At 62.1% G+C, this 17,823-nt stretch carries 16 protein-coding genes; 2 read left to right on the top strand and 14 right to left on the bottom strand.

Features of this window, described 5'->3' with window-relative positions; genetic code table 11:
- Positions 1 to 259: 259 nt before the first annotated feature.
- The 12 genes from BFX80_RS09770 to BFX80_RS09715 all read right to left on the bottom strand — a co-directional run bounded on the left by BFX80_RS09770 (position 260) and on the right by BFX80_RS09715 (position 13,509).
- Positions 260 to 1,054, bottom strand: a complete 795-nt coding sequence (locus BFX80_RS09770) for a carbonic anhydrase (RefSeq protein ID WP_084208731.1) — start codon at positions 1,052 to 1,054, stop codon at positions 260 to 262.
- Between the two features lie 192 nt (positions 1,055 to 1,246).
- The gene (locus BFX80_RS09765; protein WP_084208730.1) at positions 1,247 to 2,566 is read right to left on the bottom strand and encodes a molybdopterin molybdotransferase MoeA; all 1,320 of its coding nucleotides are present in this window, start codon (positions 2,564 to 2,566) and stop codon (positions 1,247 to 1,249) included.
- Positions 2,556 to 3,086 carry a molybdenum cofactor biosynthesis protein B gene (gene moaB / locus BFX80_RS09760; RefSeq protein ID WP_084208729.1) on the bottom strand — a complete coding sequence of 177 codons (531 nt, stop codon included), beginning with the start codon at positions 3,084 to 3,086 and terminating at the stop codon, positions 2,556 to 2,558. The genes BFX80_RS09765 and moaB overlap by 11 nt, the downstream gene beginning before the upstream one ends.
- 2 nt (positions 3,087 to 3,088) lie before the next feature.
- A complete protein-coding gene (locus BFX80_RS09755) occupies positions 3,089 to 3,433 on the bottom strand; it encodes a DUF1244 domain-containing protein (protein ID WP_084208728.1) in 345 nt (114 codons plus the stop codon).
- A gap of 222 nt (positions 3,434 to 3,655) precedes the next feature.
- A complete protein-coding gene (locus BFX80_RS09750) occupies positions 3,656 to 4,702 on the bottom strand; it encodes a formate dehydrogenase subunit gamma (RefSeq protein ID WP_077376626.1) in 1,047 nt (348 codons plus the stop codon).
- Positions 4,703 to 4,711: 9 nt separating this feature from the next.
- Positions 4,712 to 5,371: a formate dehydrogenase FDH3 subunit beta gene (fdh3B, locus tag BFX80_RS09745; protein WP_084208727.1), complete on the bottom strand. Its 660-nt coding sequence runs from the start codon at positions 5,369 to 5,371 to the stop codon at positions 4,712 to 4,714.
- Between the two features lie 127 nt (positions 5,372 to 5,498).
- Complete coding sequence (locus BFX80_RS09740) at positions 5,499 to 8,345, bottom strand: molybdopterin-dependent oxidoreductase (protein WP_084208726.1); 2,847 nt, start codon at positions 8,343 to 8,345, stop codon at positions 5,499 to 5,501.
- Between the two features lie 279 nt (positions 8,346 to 8,624).
- Entirely contained in the window at positions 8,625 to 8,855 is a 231-nt protein-coding gene (locus tag BFX80_RS09735; RefSeq protein ID WP_084208725.1) for a hypothetical protein, read from the bottom strand.
- Positions 8,856 to 9,030: 175 nt separating this feature from the next.
- A complete protein-coding gene (locus tag BFX80_RS09730) occupies positions 9,031 to 9,720 on the bottom strand; it encodes a TorD/DmsD family molecular chaperone (RefSeq protein ID WP_084208724.1) in 690 nt (229 codons plus the stop codon).
- Between the two features lie 28 nt (positions 9,721 to 9,748).
- Entirely contained in the window at positions 9,749 to 11,650 is a 1,902-nt protein-coding gene (locus tag BFX80_RS09725; RefSeq protein WP_084208723.1) for a 4Fe-4S dicluster domain-containing protein, read from the bottom strand.
- A 438-nt stretch (positions 11,651 to 12,088) separates the two neighbouring features.
- On the bottom strand, positions 12,089 to 12,940 hold the full coding sequence (locus BFX80_RS09720) for a DUF3306 domain-containing protein (protein ID WP_084208722.1): 852 nt from the start codon (positions 12,938 to 12,940) through the stop codon (positions 12,089 to 12,091).
- A complete protein-coding gene (locus tag BFX80_RS09715) occupies positions 12,937 to 13,509 on the bottom strand; it encodes a DUF3305 domain-containing protein (protein ID WP_240499525.1) in 573 nt (190 codons plus the stop codon). Before BFX80_RS09715 ends, BFX80_RS09720 begins: the two co-directional genes overlap by 4 nt.
- 334 nt (positions 13,510 to 13,843) lie before the next feature.
- Between BFX80_RS09715 and BFX80_RS09710 the strand changes: the two genes are divergently transcribed.
- Positions 13,844 to 14,743, top strand: coding sequence for a formate dehydrogenase accessory sulfurtransferase FdhD (locus BFX80_RS09710; protein WP_394327498.1), 900 nt, complete (start codon positions 13,844 to 13,846; stop codon positions 14,741 to 14,743).
- 26 nt (positions 14,744 to 14,769) lie between these two features.
- Positions 14,770 to 15,681 carry a helix-turn-helix transcriptional regulator gene (locus BFX80_RS09705; RefSeq protein WP_077377390.1) on the top strand — a complete coding sequence of 304 codons (912 nt, stop codon included), beginning with the start codon at positions 14,770 to 14,772 and terminating at the stop codon, positions 15,679 to 15,681.
- Between the two features lie 146 nt (positions 15,682 to 15,827).
- Here the strand turns inward: BFX80_RS09705 and BFX80_RS09700 are convergent, their stop codons facing one another.
- Complete coding sequence (locus tag BFX80_RS09700) at positions 15,828 to 16,460, bottom strand: helix-turn-helix domain-containing protein (protein WP_077376603.1); 633 nt, start codon at positions 16,458 to 16,460, stop codon at positions 15,828 to 15,830.
- Positions 16,461 to 16,624: 164 nt separating this feature from the next.
- The gene (locus BFX80_RS09695; RefSeq protein ID WP_084208720.1) at positions 16,625 to 17,650 is read right to left on the bottom strand and encodes a histone deacetylase family protein; all 1,026 of its coding nucleotides are present in this window, start codon (positions 17,648 to 17,650) and stop codon (positions 16,625 to 16,627) included.
- Positions 17,651 to 17,823 lie beyond the last annotated feature (173 nt).

Genomic DNA, 17,823 nt, shown 5'->3' with positions numbered 1-17,823 from the left:
TTCAAGAACGCTGCAAGGACGTATCTGGATCATTCCCTGGGTATGATTATTCTGGTTTCGTATCGATGCGTTCATGGAATGCCGCTAACTGATTAATATCGTGGCGAAAAATCGCATTACTTTAAGATATCCTTATAAGTAGGCGCTCGCTGGTCAGTAATGTCCGTTGCTTAAACGTTTGAAATATGTTTCTGAGCACACGAAAAAAAACGCCACCCTGTCGGGTGGCGTTTTCATGGTTTGAGAGGAAATCGTGTCGTCAGCGTTGGAGAGGGCGAGAATTCTCCCCTCCTTGCCACTCCAGGTAGGCATCGATCTGTGACCGAGAGGCTTCGATCGGTGATTTCATCACAAACCAGGTGACGGGTTCAGAACATGGCGGAGTGGTCAGCGAGCCGGAGTATTGCCAGCCAGCATGCTCGCGTGGCAGCAGCAGGTTGGCAGACAGTCCGCTTGTCAGAGTCTCGGAGAGTCCTCGCTGTGGAAGACGGCTCAACAGACGGCTGAGCGCCAGATTGTCATGTCCTTCCTCGACCAACACGGCCAGCACTGCCAACTTGCCTTCTGGAGTGGTGTGCACCAGATGGATTTCCATGGCAGCGCGCTTGCCATCGATCGCGTGTTCCGAGGGCACATGCAGATGCACCTGTGACAGAGTGTAGGGGGTGCCATCCAGTGTCATCGTGTTTCCGCTGGCCCCTTCGATCTGCAAGGTGTGCCCCGTGTCCCGAGTGACGAGCAGCGGCGAGTGGTAGTCGAGCTTCGGCCCTGTTTCCTCCAGAGGGCGTGACTGACTGTCGATGTCGATCGGTGATTGCCGGGCACCACTGGCGCATTCCGCGTAGCCGGGGGTGAGGTCTCCCCAGTGTTCCGGTCCATTGGCGCTGTCGCCCGACTCACTCGAGTAGCTCCATTCGGTGACGGATGTTCCCGGGGCTGGTGCCGTTTCATTGTCATTGGCCAAGGCCGGGAGGGATGACGAAGCGGTGGCAAGCAGCACAGCCATGGTGAGTGGGCGCAACAACGCACGAGGCGACGAGGAATTGGCTGGCATTGAGATGTCCTTGCTCAAGAGTCCGGAACATTCCAGCGTTCTGGCCTGCGGTTGGCAGGCCAGAACGCTGACGAATAAAAGCAGTCAGTGTGCCGGACTCAGAGGGAAGGTCAAGATGACGCTGGAGGGTCACTCGGTTGTCGCATTCCAGCGTCAGAGGAGGTGGAGATGCCGGTCAGGAGCGGAAATCACTCAACTCTCCAGCCATAGACACTCCACACTGTCGCCGGGGCTTATCTGTGCGTGGGGAGGGATCACGGCCAATGCCTCAGCGCCGACGCATGAGGAGAGCACGGCTGAGTTCTGGTCCGGGAAGGCGTGAGCCTCAAGCTGGCCATCATCGGCTGGCGTCAGCGTGACACGCAGATGGTCCTGACGGATGGCAGTGTTGGCCGAGAAGGCGGAACGTACCCGGAGGCTTCTCAAGGCCCGCAGTGCGTCACACTCGAGCATTTCGCCCAGCATGGGGCGAAGAAATAGCCAGCCACCGACCCAGCTCGACACCGGGTTGCCAGGTAGCCCCACCACACGCACCGAGTCGCCTTGCGTGTTGAGGATGCGCCCCAGCGCCAGTGGCTTGCCCGGTTTGATGGCCAGGCGCCAGAGATCCAGGCTGCCAAGCGCCTCGATGGCAGGGCGGACGTGATCTTCCTCCCCGACGCTGACCCCGCCACAGGTGACGATCAAGTCGGCCTGTTCTGCCGCTGTCGCGAGAGCGTCACGGGTGGCCTCGAAGGTATCGGCCACATTGAGTGGCGCCAGCACCACGTCAGCCCCGAAGTCGCTGAGCATCTGGCTGAGCATCACGCGATTGGAGTTGTAGATCTGCCCCGGTTCGAGCGGCTGGCCGGGTTCGATCAGTTCATCGCCAGTTGCAAACAGGGCAACGCGTACCTTGTGTCGTACCGATACGTAGCTGAGCCCTTGACCACAGAGCAGGCCAAGCATCGCGGCATCCAGGCGAGTGCCGGCGGCGATCAGCCGAGTGCCACGAGTGACGTCGCGTCCCTGTCGGCGGATATTGTCGCCGGGAATCCGTGGGCCGGGCAGCCACGCTTCCGTGGTGCCATTTTCGTTCTCACGCAGTGTCACTTCTTCCTGCATGACCACAACGTCGGCGCCTTCGGGGATTTCCGCCCCGGTGAACAGCCGTGCACAACTTGCCGAGGCGAGTGCCGAGGTGGGCTGGCCTGCCGCGATGCGCTGGCTGATTGGCAGCCAGGCGCCATCACCGATATCCGCTACTCTTGCACAGTAGCCATCCATCTGTGAGTTGTCGGCAGGAGGAACGTCCAGTTCGGCGTAGATATCCTCAGCGAGGACACGCCCCGCGGCCTTGCTGACAGGGACTTGCTCTACCGGCATTACCGGACAGCATTCGCGCAATGCGGACAAGGCACTGGAAAGAGGGGCCAGGCCCTTGGCGCCAACCGGCACGCTATCGCAGCCGCAGGCGGTCTTGGTCTGACCCGTCCGGGATGCCTCTTGTGCAGAAGAGGAGTCAGTGGGCATGGGTTCCGCGCTCCGGGATCACCAGATTGGCGAAGTTGCAGGGACGATGACGGCTGTCCAGCTGCTCCTTGAGGATGCCGTTCCAGGCTGTTCTGCAGGCCCCGGTAGAGCCGGGCAGGCAGAACACCACGGTACGATTGGCCAGGCCGCCCAGACAGCGGCTCTGGATCGTGGAGCTGCCGACTTCCTGATGGGAAAGCTGACGGAACAGCTCGCCGAAGCCCTGGATTTCCTTGTCGAGCAGCACGCGGATGGCTTCCGGTGTGGAATCACGTCCGGTGAAGCCTGTGCCGCCGGTGGTCAGGATGACCTGCACGGCCGGGTCCGCGATCCACTCGCTGACCACGGCGCGCAACTGATAGATGTCATCGGGGACGATACGTTTTTCATGCAGCGTATGGCCGGCTGCCGTCAGGCTCTCGACCAGGGCGTCACCGGAGCGATCAGTTTCCTCGGTGCGCGTGTCGGAGACGGTCAATACCGCGATGGTGAGGCCGATCTGTTCGTCATTGCCGCTCATGATCAGTCCTTCTTGCCTTGTTGACGTGCCTCGAGCGCTGCGAGTTGCTCAGGGGTCGCCTTGGCCTGGTGATGTGTCTTCCACTCGGAATAGGGCATGCCGTAGACGTGCTCGCGCGCCGCGTCATAATCGAAGCTCACGCCGCGTTCCTCGCCGGCGGCCATCAGCCACTTGGACAGGCAGTTGCGGCAGAAGTCGGCGAGGATCATCAGATCGATGTTCTGGACATCCTTGTTGTCATCCAGGTGCTTGAGCAGACGGCGGAAAGCGGCCGCTTCCAGCTCGGTGCGGGTCTGCTCGTCCAGCTGGTTCAGGTCCTGGACGGTCTTGGGGGTCGGGTCGCTCATGGAAATCTCCTGAGAAGGCGCGGCATGGCGCAGGCCTTCATGGTAGAGGGGGCCTGGTGAGACCAGGCCAGATACCTGAAACTTTACGCAACTAATGCAGGGCTGTGAACCGGTGCGAGAGGCCGGGCGACGGGCAGGGAGAGGCGATATCAATGCAAAACGCCCGGCAGGCGAACCTGACCGGGCGAATCATCACTCATCCAGCGGATGTCTGGCCTCGGACTAATTCGGGCGTTGCTGACGCGCCAGGCTGTCGTCAGGTGCCGTGGCGGGGTCTGATGCCGGGTCCGCCGCCTCGGCCTGCTTGACCTCGTCATACCACAGATTGTGGTGTTGCTTGGCCCAGGTTTCATCGACGTAACCGGTCTTCATGCCCTCGAAGGCACCTTCCGTGCCGGCGGTACCGATGTAGATGTGGCCGAAGGACACCGCGATCAGCATCAATGAGGCAACGCCGTGGAAGACATTGGCCCACTGCATGTTGTCACGGGTCTGACCGAATATCGGGAAGTCGAGCACCAGCCCGCTGGCAATCACCACTAGACCGACTGTCGCCAGAATCCAGTACCAAGCCTTTTCCCCGCCATTGGCGAAGCCGGCATCCGGGTGCTTGCCCTTCATCATGCCGCCACCCTGGCGGAACCACTCAAGGTCATGCTTCTTGGGAAGGTTGAGCTTCAGCCACTTGGCCAGCACCAGAATCAGCATGATCGAGAACAATGGCCCCACATAGTTGTGGATCACCTTGGTCGCCATGATCATGTTGGCCCAGAACACATCCCCGAAGACATTGCGGAACACGAACTTGCCCCACAACAGATTGATGCCGGTGATGGCCAACGTGAGGAACAGTGTGGCCAGTGTCCAGTGCATGGCACGTTCCAGTGCCGTCCAGCGCAGCATCAACTTGCCTGAGCGGGGGTGGTCCAGATCGTTGCGCCCCACCAGCAGATAGAAGATCGCCAGCACGGCCAGCATACCGCCCAGAGCGATCAGGCCACCCGGTGAGATCCAGCGGTTGCGGATCTGTCGCCAGGTCTCGCCGCTCTGGTTGATCAGGCTGTAGTTGGAGTCATGGCGACTGTCGATGGAATTTTCTCCATCTTTCACCTGCCGCCAGGTGTCGGCATTCACCGTACCGACCGCCTGACCGATCTCGCCGTCCGGATTCGCGGCCAGCGCCTGAGGGGCCAGCCAGAGGCTGGCCAGCATCAGACACAGGAACATGGCGACGACGGTCAACCGTGAAGCTGTGAAGTGCGCGCGCATGTCGCCTCCTTACCCCTTGCGGGCTGCGTCGTAGGCCAGGTGATCCGCCTGCTGAACGCTGCTGGTGGTCAGGTTGGCCGAGGTTTCCGGGTGGCTGGCCTTGTCGACCGGCGACCAGGCGCCGTCTTCATGGCCACGATAGACCACGCGCTGACGGAAGATGTCGGAGACGGTCTCGGCGTCACCGGCCAGCAGGGCCTTGGTGGAGCACATCTCGGCACACAGCGGCAGCTTGCCTTCGCTGATGCGGTTGGCACCGTACTTCTCGAACTCTTCTTCCGGGCTCTCGGCCGGGCCGCCGGCACAGAAGGTGCACTTGTCCATCTTGCCGCGCTCGCCGAAGGCACCTTGCTGCGGGAACTGTGGCGCGCCGAACGGGCAGGCATACAGGCAGTACCCGCAACCGATGCAGATATCCTTGTCGTGCAGGACGATGCCGTCATCGGTCTTGTAGAAGCAGTCGGTGGGGCAGACCGCCATGCAGGGCGCGTCATCACAATGCATGCAGGCCACCGAGATGGAGACTTCGCTCGGCTTGCCGTCATCCAGGGTCACGACACGGCGACGCTGAATGCCCCATTCCGTCTCGTTGGCGTTCTTGCAGGCCGTCACGCAGCCATTGCACTCGATGCAGCGTTCTGCATCACACAGGAATTTCATCTGGGCCATCTTGCTTCTCCTTCACGGCCCGTCGTCGAGTGGTTCAGACGACAGGCCGGATATTTCTGATCATCGACATATGATTGGCTCGATGATTCGGCGTTTACGCGATCGACAGTCAGGGTCGGGACGCGCTTCAGGCGAGGCTGACTCGGCACAGCGTGACCTTGGTTTCCTGCATCAGGGTCACGGGGTCATAGCCATAGGTCGTCGCGGTGTTGGCGGACTCACCCAGCACGTAGGGCACCGTGCCTTCCGGGTAGCGTGACTCCAGGGACTCGCCCTCGTAGTGGCCCCCGAAGTGGAAGGGCATGAAGACCACGTCCGGCCCGACTCGTTCGGTGACCAGCGCCTTGACCTTCACGCGGCCGCCTTCGGCACCCTCGACCCATACCATGTCGCCATCCTTGATGTCCTGGTCATTGGCCAGCGCCGGATTGATCTCGACGAACATCTCCTGCTGCAGCTCGGCCAGCCACGGGATGGAGCGTGTCTCTTCGCCACCCCCTTCGTATTCCACCAGGCGGCCCGAGGTCAGGGTGATCGGGTATTTGGCGCTGACGTCCTTCTCCTGAATGGAGGCGTAGAGCGTCGGCAAGCGATAGATGGATTCGGAATCCGGCCAGGTCGGATAGTCCTTCACCAGGTCACGGCGCGCGGTATACAGCGGCTCGCGGTGCTTGGGGATCGGGTCCGGGAAGGTCCACACCAGGGCACGTGCCTTGGCGTTGCCGTACGGCATGCAGCCATGCTTGATGCACACGCGCTGGATGCCACCGGAAAGATCGGTCTTCCAGTTCTTGCCTTCCGCCGCCTGCTTTTCCTCGGCCGTCAGGTCGTCCCACCAGCCCAGCTGCTTGAGCAGCTTGTCGGTGAACTCCGGATAGCCATCCTCGATCTCGGCGCCCTTTGACCAGGAGCCCTCGGCCAGGATATTGGTGCCGTTGTGTTCCACGCCGTAACGGGCGCGGAAGTTGCCACCGCCTTCGGCTACCGTCTTGGAGGTGTCATACAGGATGGGCGAGCCCGGATGGCCCATCTCCGGCGTTCCCCAGCACGGCCATGGCAGACCGTAGAAGTCGCCATTTGCCGGACCACCCCGTGCCTTGAGTGTCTCGAAGTCGAAGGTATGCCAGTTCTTCTGATGTGCCTTCAGGCGCTCGGGACTCTGGGCGGTATAGCCAACGGTCCACATCCCGGCATTGAATTCGCGGGTGATGTCCTCGACCACCGGCACGCTGCCCTCGACCTTGATGTTGCGGAACAGCTCGTCGGCAAAGCCCAGCTTGCGGGACAGCAGGTACATGATCTCGTGATCCGGCTTGGAATCGAACATCGGTTCGATGACCTGATCACGCCACTGCAGGGAGCGACTGGAGTTGGTCACGCTGCCGGTGGTCTCGAACTGGGTCGCGGCCGGCAACAGGTAGACGCCATCGGTGCGGTCGTGCATGACGGCGGCGATGGTCGGGTAGGGGTCGACCACCACCATCATGTCCAGCTTGGCCATGGCCTTCTTCATCTCGGGTCCACGGGTCTGGGAGTTGACGGCATGCCCCCAGTAGAACATCGCCTTGAGCGCGGTGCGCTGGGAGATGCGATCCGGGTCCTCGAGCACGCCATCGACCCAGCGCGAGACGGTGATGCCGTTGGTGTGCATCGGCTTGCCGTCGTGGTACTCGGTCTGGTCGTAGCGGTTCTGGATCCAGTCGAAGTCGACGTTCCATACCTTGGCCCAATGCTTCCACGCCCCTTCGGAGAGGCCGTAGTAACCTGGCAGGGAGTGGGACATCAGGCCCAGATCCGTGGCGCCCTGAACGTTGTCGTGACCCCGGAAGATGTTGGCGCCGCCACCGGACTTGCCGATGTTGCCCAGTGCCAGCTCCAGAATGCAGTAGGCGCGGGTATTGTTGTTGCCGGTGGTGTGCTGCGTGCCACCCATGCACCACACGACACTTCCCGGACGGTTCTGGGACAGTCGACGTGCGACGTCGAGCATGTCGGCTTCACCGACACCGGTGATGCGCTCGACCACGTCGGGCGGGAAGTTGGCGACTTCCGCGCGTACCTCGTCCATGCCGTAGACGCGCTGCTGGATGTAGGCCTCATCTTCCCAGCCGTTCTCGAAGATGTGCCACAGCAGTCCCCAGATGTAGGCAACATCGGTGCCTGGACGCAGGCGAACGTACTTGTTGGCTTTCGCTGCCGTGCGGGTGAAGCGCGGATCGACGACGATGATCTCGGCGTTGGAGCGCTCCTTGGCCAGCAGGATGTGTTGCATCGCCACCGGGTGGGCTTCGGAGGGGTTGGAGCCGATGAACAGGATCGAACGACAATTGTGCATGTCGTTGAACGAGTTGGTCATCGCGCCATAGCCCCAGGTGTTGGCGACGCCGGCGACGGTGGTGGAGTGGCAGATACGCGCCTGGTGATCGACATTGTTGGTGCCGAACAGCGCTGCGAACTTGCGCATCAGGTAGGCCTGTTCATTACTGAACTTGGCCGAGCCGAGCCAGTAGATGCTGTCCGGGCCATGCTGCTCGGTCAGCTCCAGTACCTTGTTGCCGACTTCCTCGATGGCCTGCTCCCAGGACAGCTTCTTCCACTTGCCGCCTTCGAGCTTCATCGGATACTTCAGACGACGATCAGAGTGACCATGCTCACGCAGCGAGGCGCCCTTGGCACAATGCGCGCCGCGGTTGAAGGGGTGATCGAAGGCGGGTTCCTGCTTGGTCCAGACGCCTTCCTGGACTTCGGCATAGACGCCACAGCCCACGGAGCAGTGGGAACAGATCGTGCGCTTGGTCTCGACAGGTGCCTGTGAGACTTCCGTCTTGGCCTCGGCACGCTTCATCATCGGGGTGGCCATGAAGCTGGCCGCGGCAAGGCCGCCGGTCGCAACACCGCTGCGCTTCAGGAACTGGCGGCGGTTGATGCCGAGTCCCGTACTCTCCGTGCTGGAGGGGGTGGGGGTCAGTCGCATGACATCTTTCTCCTCATCACCCGATACACGACATGCACCGCTTGGGCGGGTCAGGTGGCCGTGTCGGGAGTGGCGGTTCTTCAGGTGGCTCTTCTGGCATTCGCCAGCGAGCCCCTGTGCCGTCTTGTCGCTGTCAATGGCGGCTGGAGTGAACTCCACGCTGCCCTTTGTGTCTCTGATCGGTCACGCCGTCAGGCGAGTCTGTACTCTCCCGGAGGATCTGGCAGTGGCGGCGTTGCCACTGCCAGATTCCCCTGTGGAGACGTGACCGACAGAAGGTCAATCTCGCAGAGTGGCGTAGAACGCCTTCACGTGATCCGTCTCGCGATAGTTGTCGGTCACTCTGTCTGCTGTCTTGCCGTCCTGTGGCGCGGCCTGATCCGGGATGACGGCCCCGGCCAGCGTTCCAGCGGCTGCCGCCCCGACGGTGCTGGCTCCCAGTACCCTCAGGAACTTGCGGCGGCCCTGACAGGCCAGTTCCTGGCCTTGCGTGTTGTCATCAGTCTTCATGCTGATCTCCTGTCTGACATGTCATGTTCAAGGCGAACGTCGCTGAATTCGTTGTCGCTTGAAGGGTGTCTCACGGTCTTGCTTCAGGTCTTGCATCAGGGTCTTGCATCAGCCCCAGCACTGGCCATGGCGTGTGCCGGGGCTGTGGGTGCTGTCCGGCTCGTGTCTGTCGGTCTCACGATTGGGGAAGTTGTATGCCTTGCCAGCCAGTGGTGTCTTGACTTGCGACGTCCGCCAATGAGGCTGTCGGATGGGGAGCCTCTCCGAGATTGCGTCGTTCGGCTGCCAGAAATGCCTGGCCAAGATAGCCAACCGCGGCATAGAAAGGACTCTTGCGGCGCGCAAGGTCGGCACAGCAACGCTCACCCCAGTTCGCCAGATGCTGACGGAAGAAGTTGACCTGTTCGCCGGGCAGCTCCTCGATCAGCATGGCCATGACCTCGCACAGAGCCCCCAGGTGGTCCTCCGGCTCGCGAACGTCGGCTTCGCGCTCGAAACCGAGGCGCTTGAGATCATGGCGCAGTGCCACCAGCGGCATTTCCATCAATGAGCCGGTCAGGTACCAGCTGGCATACGGCACCACTTCGCCCTGCACGACCCCGACCAGTGCCTGGAAATACTCATCCTCCAGTCGTCGAGGGTCACTGACGCGCGCCGATAGAGACAGCGAGGCCAGCGCCCTGGGCAGTTGCTGCTGATCCGCGCCGGGCATGGTGATGGCCTCAGGCTCCAGCGCCGCCAGGAAGTCGATGAGTGGCTGATCGGGCGCTGCCCGCAGCAGACGAGCCAGCAGGCGGTAGAGATCGGCCCGCAGTGCCTGTTGCTCGGCACTGTGGCTGATCAGCGATCCATCATCAGGTGTCATATCAGTGTCATCACTTGAAGGCATGGACTCAGACCTTGAGTTGAGCATCGGGATTGCGGGCCATTTCGTGCCAGATATCCTTCACGCGGCAATCGCTGCACATCTTGAGGCGCAGCGCACCGTCACCCTGGAAATAGGCGTGGGAGGCCAGCTTGGTCTGCATCGCCGTGATGGTGGCGGTGGAGCCGAACGGGGTGCCGCAGCTGATGCAGGGGAACGGCGTGTCCTGCTTGAGCAGGCGCGGTTCACGGCGCACCTCTGGTTGTGCGGAAAAGCCCGGCGTCAGAGTGATGACGCTCTCGGGGCATGACTGCTCGCACAGGCCACATTGCACGCAATCTCCCTCGGTGAAGGACAGTGCCGGAGAGGTGCGGTTGGCGGACAGTGCGCTGGTCGGGCAGACCGCGACACAGGCCTGACAAAGGGTGCAGCCATCGCTTTCGACCTGAATCGCGCCGAAGGGCGCGCCGGCAGGTACCTCGATGGCGGTCTGCGCCAGGTCAGCGGCGGCCAGCGTGGCCAGGTGATCCAGTACACGATTCAGGCGCTCACGCTTGCCGGGTCGGGCATCCGGCTGACCCAACAGCCAGTCACGCGCGATCGGCAGGCCCGGCTGGCCGTCCTCTTCGCGATCGGCACCGGGCGCCAGCGCGAGGCAGAGCGGACTGACGAGCGTCATGGGCGAGGCCGGCACGGCGGACTCGGTGATCAGCACGAGACGGGGGGAGCCCTGGGTGTCCGTGGCCAGTTGCATGCTCTCCAGCAACGCATTGCACAGACGCTGTTCCTGCTCGAGTTGCTGGTGCTGACCGGCAGGCAGTGTCCGAGGCAGTTCGACGATGACCTGGGTGGCGCCCAGCGCCAACGCGGCCAGCCACTCGTCGTGCCCGGTGGCGCTGATTTCATCCAGTGCGATGTCCAGGCAGCGTTCCTGATCCTCAGGTGCCAACGGCGAGTGGCGGTCACTGGCAGACTCGAGGCGGTAGCGCAGTATCGGCTGCGTGCCCCCTGCATCCTGATAGCGCTCAAGCAGACGCTGGATCTGTTCGAGACGCTGTTCGAGTGGCGGCTGGGTAAAGCTCAGCGCACCGGTCGGGCAGGCACTCACGCAACTGGCGGCACCATGGCAGAGGTACGGGTCGATCTCGATATGCGCGTTGCGGCGTCCCGCCGCGGAGAAGATGGCATCGGCGCTGCAGGAGGAAAGACAACGTGTACACCCGATGCTGCCCGCACTTGAATGAGCACAGATGTCGAGATTGACGTTGACGTAATTGGGCTTGTCGAAGCTGCCGACCAGACCGGCGAATTCTGTCGCCCAATGGATCAGGTTCGCGATCTGATCGCCGCTCTCGACAAGGCTGGCGTCGCTTGCGAGACGATCCAGCTCGCCCAGCACCGTATCCTCTGCACGCAGATAGCCCGGCGGCGGAAGTTCCGCCTGATTGAGGGGCTGGTGACCCAGATCGGCGATCAGGTCGAAGGTCTCGACCTGTCGGGCACCTGTGGACAGCAGTGCGCGGGCCAGATTGACCCCGCCAGACAGCAGCGTGAAATGGCCAAGATGGCCGCTCAGCGAGAGCGCCTCGCGGGTGCTGGCATGGGAGGGCAGTGCTTCGCTCGTCGTGATATGCCGCTCGTCGAGGGATACCAGAGCGCTGTTGTCCTGCTCGCTGATCAGCAGAGACAGTGACAGTGAGTGAGTGGCGGGCAGTGCCAGCATCAGGCTGGACAGGGCACGCAGGCGCGCTTCGCTGCTGATCAGCAGCGTGCGGCCCTGGCTGCGATAGCGGATCGGGGCGCTGCCGGCATCACTGGCCAGCAGTGGCAGGCTGGAAGCGGGGGAGGCTCCGAGCACTGCCGTCAGGGCGCGTTGGCGTGCTTGCTGGTTGAGCGCGCGCTGGGCGTTCTCGAGACTTGAACTGAGCATCCTCATCCTTATTTCGGTCGTGGCGGCTCCGCCCCTGGCGCCTGTCAGGTGGCGCGGTGGACGGTTCCTGATCGCCGCTGATTCTCGAGGCTTGCGCCCGGTCAGCGGTCGAAGGTCATTCAAGGAAGTGCATGGGCTTCCAGCGACGTCTTGCGCCTGATGTCATCCGGATGATCCGCATGGCGGCATCATTGCGACTGGCTTCAGCATAGTCAGGGACTGAAGGGCCAGCGATGAGCATCGGGCGTAGTCGGTCAGGTATCGGGAGGCAGTGCCGTTCTCCTGCTAGACGATACCTGCCTCTGTTGAGCGGATTCTTGCAGGCAGTGCGCCTCTCGCATGGGAGTGGAAGTCATGTGAGAGGCAAGGGAATGACCCCGCATGCCGAAAACGGAGCTCGCGCTGGGTCATAATGTCTCAGTGCCTGAGGCAGGCGTGTCATTCTGGTGGTTGGGGCGATCTGTGGGTGGGCCCATGTCCGTCAGCCGTGACGCCATCGGTCTGGTCCCATGCGCCTTGCCGTGCATGCGTGTCATGCGCAAGGGCAGCATCAGTATCCGTGTGCTTGTCCTGCGCGTGCTCGCGATGGGTCTGTGGGCCGTGATCCGGTGATGTCTCATCCAGTGAGTCGAGACCTTGCTCATCCGTTGAGGGTGCAGCCTCCAGCGCCTCATCCTGCGGTTGATCTTCCGAGCCGTTGCTGGTGGCTACGCACTCAGCCTCGTCATCCTCCAGCTTCTCGAGTCCCTCTTCGACATCGCGGGTCCAACGTCTCAGCGTCTCGGCCACACCTGCGGCGAGCGGACGCATCTGGGAGAAATCCTGATCGTAATCGTCCAGGCCATCGCGCAGGGAATGCTCGCCTCCCATGAAGATGCGGCGCAGGGCGCGTTGTCGCAGCGCCGGGTCCACTCCTGCCTGCATGTAGGCACTGATATCCGCATCCGGCAGCAGGGTGTCGGGGTCTGGCAGCTCCACGACGGGTGGGGGCTCATCTGCCTCCTGTGCAAGGGCCTCGGCGTCGGTCGTCTCACTGCCGCCTTCAGCGGACGCTTCGCCATGCCGCTTGCTGTGCAGAGCATGGCCCGGCTCGTCCGATGCCTCGCAGGCCTCTGTTTCCGTGGGTGCGGTGTCATTGGCAGTGGAGGGCCGAGCGACCGTCGTCAGTCCAGCGGCGGCGGCATCGGGGGAGTCCGTGGTCGTCCGTGAGGCTTCGGCGCGCTGCTTGCGGCGTGACCAGCGGGACAACAGGCCTTGCGAGGTATTGTCGCGGTCGTCGGAGTGACTCATGGCCCTTCCTTGTTGGCAGCATCAGCGTCCGGGCGCACGGTGTCGGTCTGACTGGCGCGCCCCGCCCCCTTGCGCTTCTTCTTCTTGCCTTCATCGATGCGCTCACCATGCCGGGCGAGATAGCCCTCCAGCCAGACCATCAGGGCAGGAGGCATCGGGGTATCCAGTACCAGCTGGTCGCCATCCAGCCAATGCGAGGCCACCTCCTGGCAGGCGGTGACGACCCTTGGCTGCATGCCATCCGCTTCACGCTCTTCACACAAGACGAACAGGCGCGGCTGTTCGCAACGCAGGTTGTAACGATAGTCGGTGCGCTCGGTGAGATGCAGCTGCAGGGGCAGAGTGCGTTGAGGCTCCGGTTGCGCCGCTTGATCAGGCGTCCGGGGCGTGGTCTCGCCGTGATCCGCGGGCGCGATCCGGGAAATCACCCAGGTGTCGAGAGTGAAGCGGCCGAGAGTCTGCTGCGAGGGGGCCAGTGTCACGGTCAGCCAGCGAGTGTCGTCAGGTCGTGATGACTCGCGTGAGGCGTCGAGTGCCGTGTCCATCAACGGGTCGGGTGGCTGGGTCATGGCGTATCTCTTGAGGGCGTTCTGGAGGTTGTTCAGGGGGTGACCCGAGGCGAGGTCGGCGGCGTATCGGGTCCAAGGCGAGTCTGCATCAGCGTCGTGGCTCGTACGTTCACGAACATGCGACGCTCTACCGGTTTTAGCAAGAAGCGTGCCGCATGCGTCGAGAATTGCATGACGCGAGATAGCAATGGCTGCCGGATCAGGACAGCCTCTCGGCCTGACTGGTATTCTTTGAGCGCTGGGTGACGACGCATGCCGCAACCTGCATGGCAGGTTCGCCGTGTGGCGGCACCCTCCGGCATCAATTCGGCTCGAAGAGGGAGACCCCGACGCCATGAAAACCTCCATGCCTCCGGTCATCAGCAATGCTCGATTGCCCACCACGCTGGACATCGTCGTGATGGATGAGCGAGGCCAGCGCCAGACGCAGTCGATCGCCGCCGAGCGCGCGCTGACGATCTACCTCAACAAGCGTGAGATCGTCACTCTGATGACGCTGGGGGCCGAGCCTGAGGCGCTGGTGGCGGGCTATCTGCGCAATCAGGGCCTGTTGGGAGATATCGAAGACCTGGAGGCGCTGCAAGTGGACTGGGAGGTGGAAAGCGCCTCGGTGGTGACGCGCCATCTACCTAAGGATATCGAGCAGCGACTGAGCAAGCGTACCGTCACTACCGGCTGCGGCCAGGGAACCGTCTTTGGCAATCTGCTGGAGCGTCAGACGCTGGAGGCGCTTGATGATCGCCCCTTTCAGCAGAGTGTGCTGTATCAGCTGCTGGCATCTCTCGCGGCCCACAATGCCACCTACCGCAAGGCGGGGGCGGTACATGGCTGTGCGCTGTGCCGGGATGATGAGGTGCTGGCATTCATCGAGGATGTCGGTCGCCACAATGCCGTCGATACCCTGGCAGGACTGAACTGGCTCTCGCCCGTGCGCGAGGACGAGACGGATTACCGGGGTGCCAATATCTTCTACACCACGGGGCGTCTGACCTCGGAGATGGTGCTCAAGGTGGCGCAGGCGGGCATTTCGGTGCTGGTCTCACGCTCCGGGGTGACCCAGAAGGGCGTTGAGCTGGCAAGCCGCTTCGGGGTGCTGTTGATCGCACGTGCCAAGGGCAGCCACTTCCAGGTGGTGGACCCTGCCGGTCGGATGGTACTGGACGCCATCCCTCCACTGCGTGCCGGTGATCAACTCCGTGAGTCCAGCAAGTCTCGCCCGGGAGGCGAGCAATGAATCAGCCTGTTTGCGGGGATGCGACGATGCATGACAACCCCTTTCTGACGGTCCATGAGGTCGCACGACTGTTGCACCTCAATGAAAAGAAGATCTATCAGCTGGCCAGTGAGGGCACCATGCCGGCCACCAAGGTCACCGGAAAATGGCTTTTCCCGCGGCGTCTGGTCGAGCAATGGATTCTGGAGTCCAGCCATCATGGGGTGCTGGCGGATCGCTTGATGATCACCGGTAGCGATGACCCCTTGCTGGCAGCGCTGACGATGCGACTCAACCAGCAGCACGATGGCAGTGCCTTCTATGGCATGAGTGTCACCGGGACACGCCTGGGGCTGGATCTGTTGAGTCAGGGGCGAGCCGATGTCTGTGCCATCCACTGGGGGCGTGCCGAGGAAGCATCGCTTCGCCATCCGGCCTTGATCCGCGGGCACGATGGTTATCGTCAGTGGGTATTGGTCCGGCTGGCCCGGCGCACCCAGGGGCTGATCATTCGTCAGGAAGATCGCCACCTGCCGATCAATCCCGGTGGTCTGTTCGGGTCTCAACGGCGCTGGGTAGTGCGTCAGGAGGGGGCCGGTTCGCAGCGCTTCCTGCAGGAGTGGCTGTCCGGCCATCAGATGCGCCCGGAGCAGCTCAACACCCTCGCCATCGCCTACTCGGAGCGAGAGGTCGCATCACTCGTCGCGCGCGGGGAGGTGGATGTCGGGCCGGGGACGTTATCCGCCGCGAATGAATTCGGTCTCGGATTCGTGCCGGTCTGTGAAGAGGCCTTTGATCTGGTCGTGCCACGCAACGTCTATTTCCGCGACCTCTTCCAGGGCCTGCTGGACTATCTGTCCACGCCCAATGGCATCCAGCTGGCACAGTCGTTGGGAGGGTATGACCTGCGTGAATGTGGTCAGCTCATCTGGCGAGGCGACGCCGCCCAACATGACTGAGTCAAGATCGCCCGCTAGCACCAGGCTAAACGGTGATGATGTGGGCGCTGCCTCTGCCTCGCCAGGCCATTGTTCTGGCGAGGTAAAGATCTTTCACGTCACATGTTCCTGGAGAACGGTTTAGCGTTGCGCCAGTGGGCGTATCATCAATCGGCGTCGTTGCGCGTGCAGACCGACAGCACTACGGCATCGTCTTCGCTGGTGGAAACCAGAGCATGGCCCATGTCGGAGTCGAAATAGATGCTGTCTCCATCTCCGAGAGGCAAGGGTTCATAGAACTCGGAATACAGTAGAATGCTGCCCTCTAGCACCATCAGGAATTCCTCGCCGTCGTGGCGCACCCAGTCGGGAAACTCCTCGAAGCTGCGAGCGCGCACCCGGGTCTTGAAGGGAATCATGCGTTTCTGAGCCAGCTGCCAGGAAAGCAGCTCATGTTCATAGGTCGGGGTCGGGTGGCTCTTGCCTTCACCGAGGCGCGTCAGATCACGTCGGCCCAGCGTGCCGCTCTGTCGCTTGGGAGGACTCAGCAGTTGAGGAAGGTCGATATTGAGACCATTGATCAACTTCTGGACGGCGGTGAAGGTGGGGGATATCTGTTCATTCTCGATCTTGGACAGCGTAGAGCGTGCAAGCCCGGTACGCTGGCTGACGTCCTCGAGGGTCCAATGATTGGCGAGACGGATCTGCTTGACCCTCTCTCCAAGCTTGAGGGGCTCAACGAAGGCCTTGCGGCCGGAAGCGATCCGGACCGCGGCATCCTTGTCAGTCGGTGTACTCATGGGAAGCTTCGCTGTGGTCGATGGCGGCGGGAGTTCACAAGTTTACTATTGGAAACTTTTTCGCCAGCTTATCACAGCAAGGAAATCACGGTGTAGCTGAGCAAGGCATCGACGATGCTCCTGGCGACAGGGGATGCGTCTCTTGAAGTCGCATGTCTGGTCACTCAGAACAGCGGATGATCACGCTCATCTGGCCTTGCATGAACTTTGGGTGACGCGTGCGCGGCTGGCGGCGAATGACGCAGGGATATCCCGTCCTCCATCGGCAGACCCGCCAGTGCCTTGACATGGGCCTCAGTGCTGCGTGCCAACGCTTCCAGGCAGTAGCCGCCTTCCAGTACCGAGACGACACGTCCCTGACAATGGCGCCTGGCCACGTCCATCGCCAGGCGCGTGATCCAGTAATAGTCGTCGTCCTCGAGACACAGTTCGGCCATCGGATCCTCACGATGCGCGTCGAAGCCTGCCGAGATCAGGATCAGCTCCGGCTTGAAATCATCAAGCTTCTTCAGCCATTGCGCTTCGATGGCATGGCGAAAGTCCAGCGAACCACAGCCTTCTGCCAGCGGGGTATTGTGAATGTGCTCCCAGCGGCTCTCGAGATAGCGCCAGGGGTACATGGCGTTCTGGAACGATGAGCAGACCAGCGTGTCGGGGTCATGCTTGAAGATATCTACCGTGCCGTTGCCCTGATGAACATCGAAATCGAGGATGGCGATGCGTCTGACGCCGTACTGCTGGCGGGCATGCAGCGCGCCTACTGCCACGTTGTTGTAGAAGCAGAAGCCCATGGCATCCGCGCGTTCGGCATGATGGCCCGGTGGGCGCACGGCACAGAAGACGTTGTCTGCCTGATTGCGCATCACCTGGTCGACCCCACGCACGACGGCCCCTGCCGCGAGACGTGCCGCCACCAGGCTATCTGCACACATCACGGTGTCCTCGCTGAGCGCCAGCAGCTGACCTGCCTGGGGCGGGCACTTGTCGAGAGCCTGCAGGTGGCGCATCGGATGGACTCTTGCCAGCTGTTCCAGCGTGGCAGGGCGTGCATCGTATTGCTGGACATGCTGAATCACGCCGCTCAATGCCAGCTGACGCTGGATGGCCTGCAGGCGCAATGGGCTCTCGGGATGTGTCGGACCCATGAAATGATTGCCACAGTCGCTATGAGAGATATAAGAGGTGATCATCGGCATGTGCCTGTTTGGCTGGGCGCTAGACTGAGGATAGTTCGAAACCTCACAGTAAGATTCACTGGTAGACACGGATAGTGGCGGATGGTCTACCTTCTCCAGCACCTGCCGGCTGCTGTTCAGGCACTCACTTTCGCGGCATGCTGGTGGCATCGCGCATTGGATGCGCA

The sequence above is a fragment of the Cobetia marina genome (genome assembly GCF_001720485.1).
Lineage (GTDB): Bacteria > Pseudomonadota > Gammaproteobacteria > Pseudomonadales > Halomonadaceae > Cobetia > Cobetia marina.
Note: the sequence above shows the minus strand (reverse complement) of the source record. Positions and strands in the feature narration are given on the sequence as shown.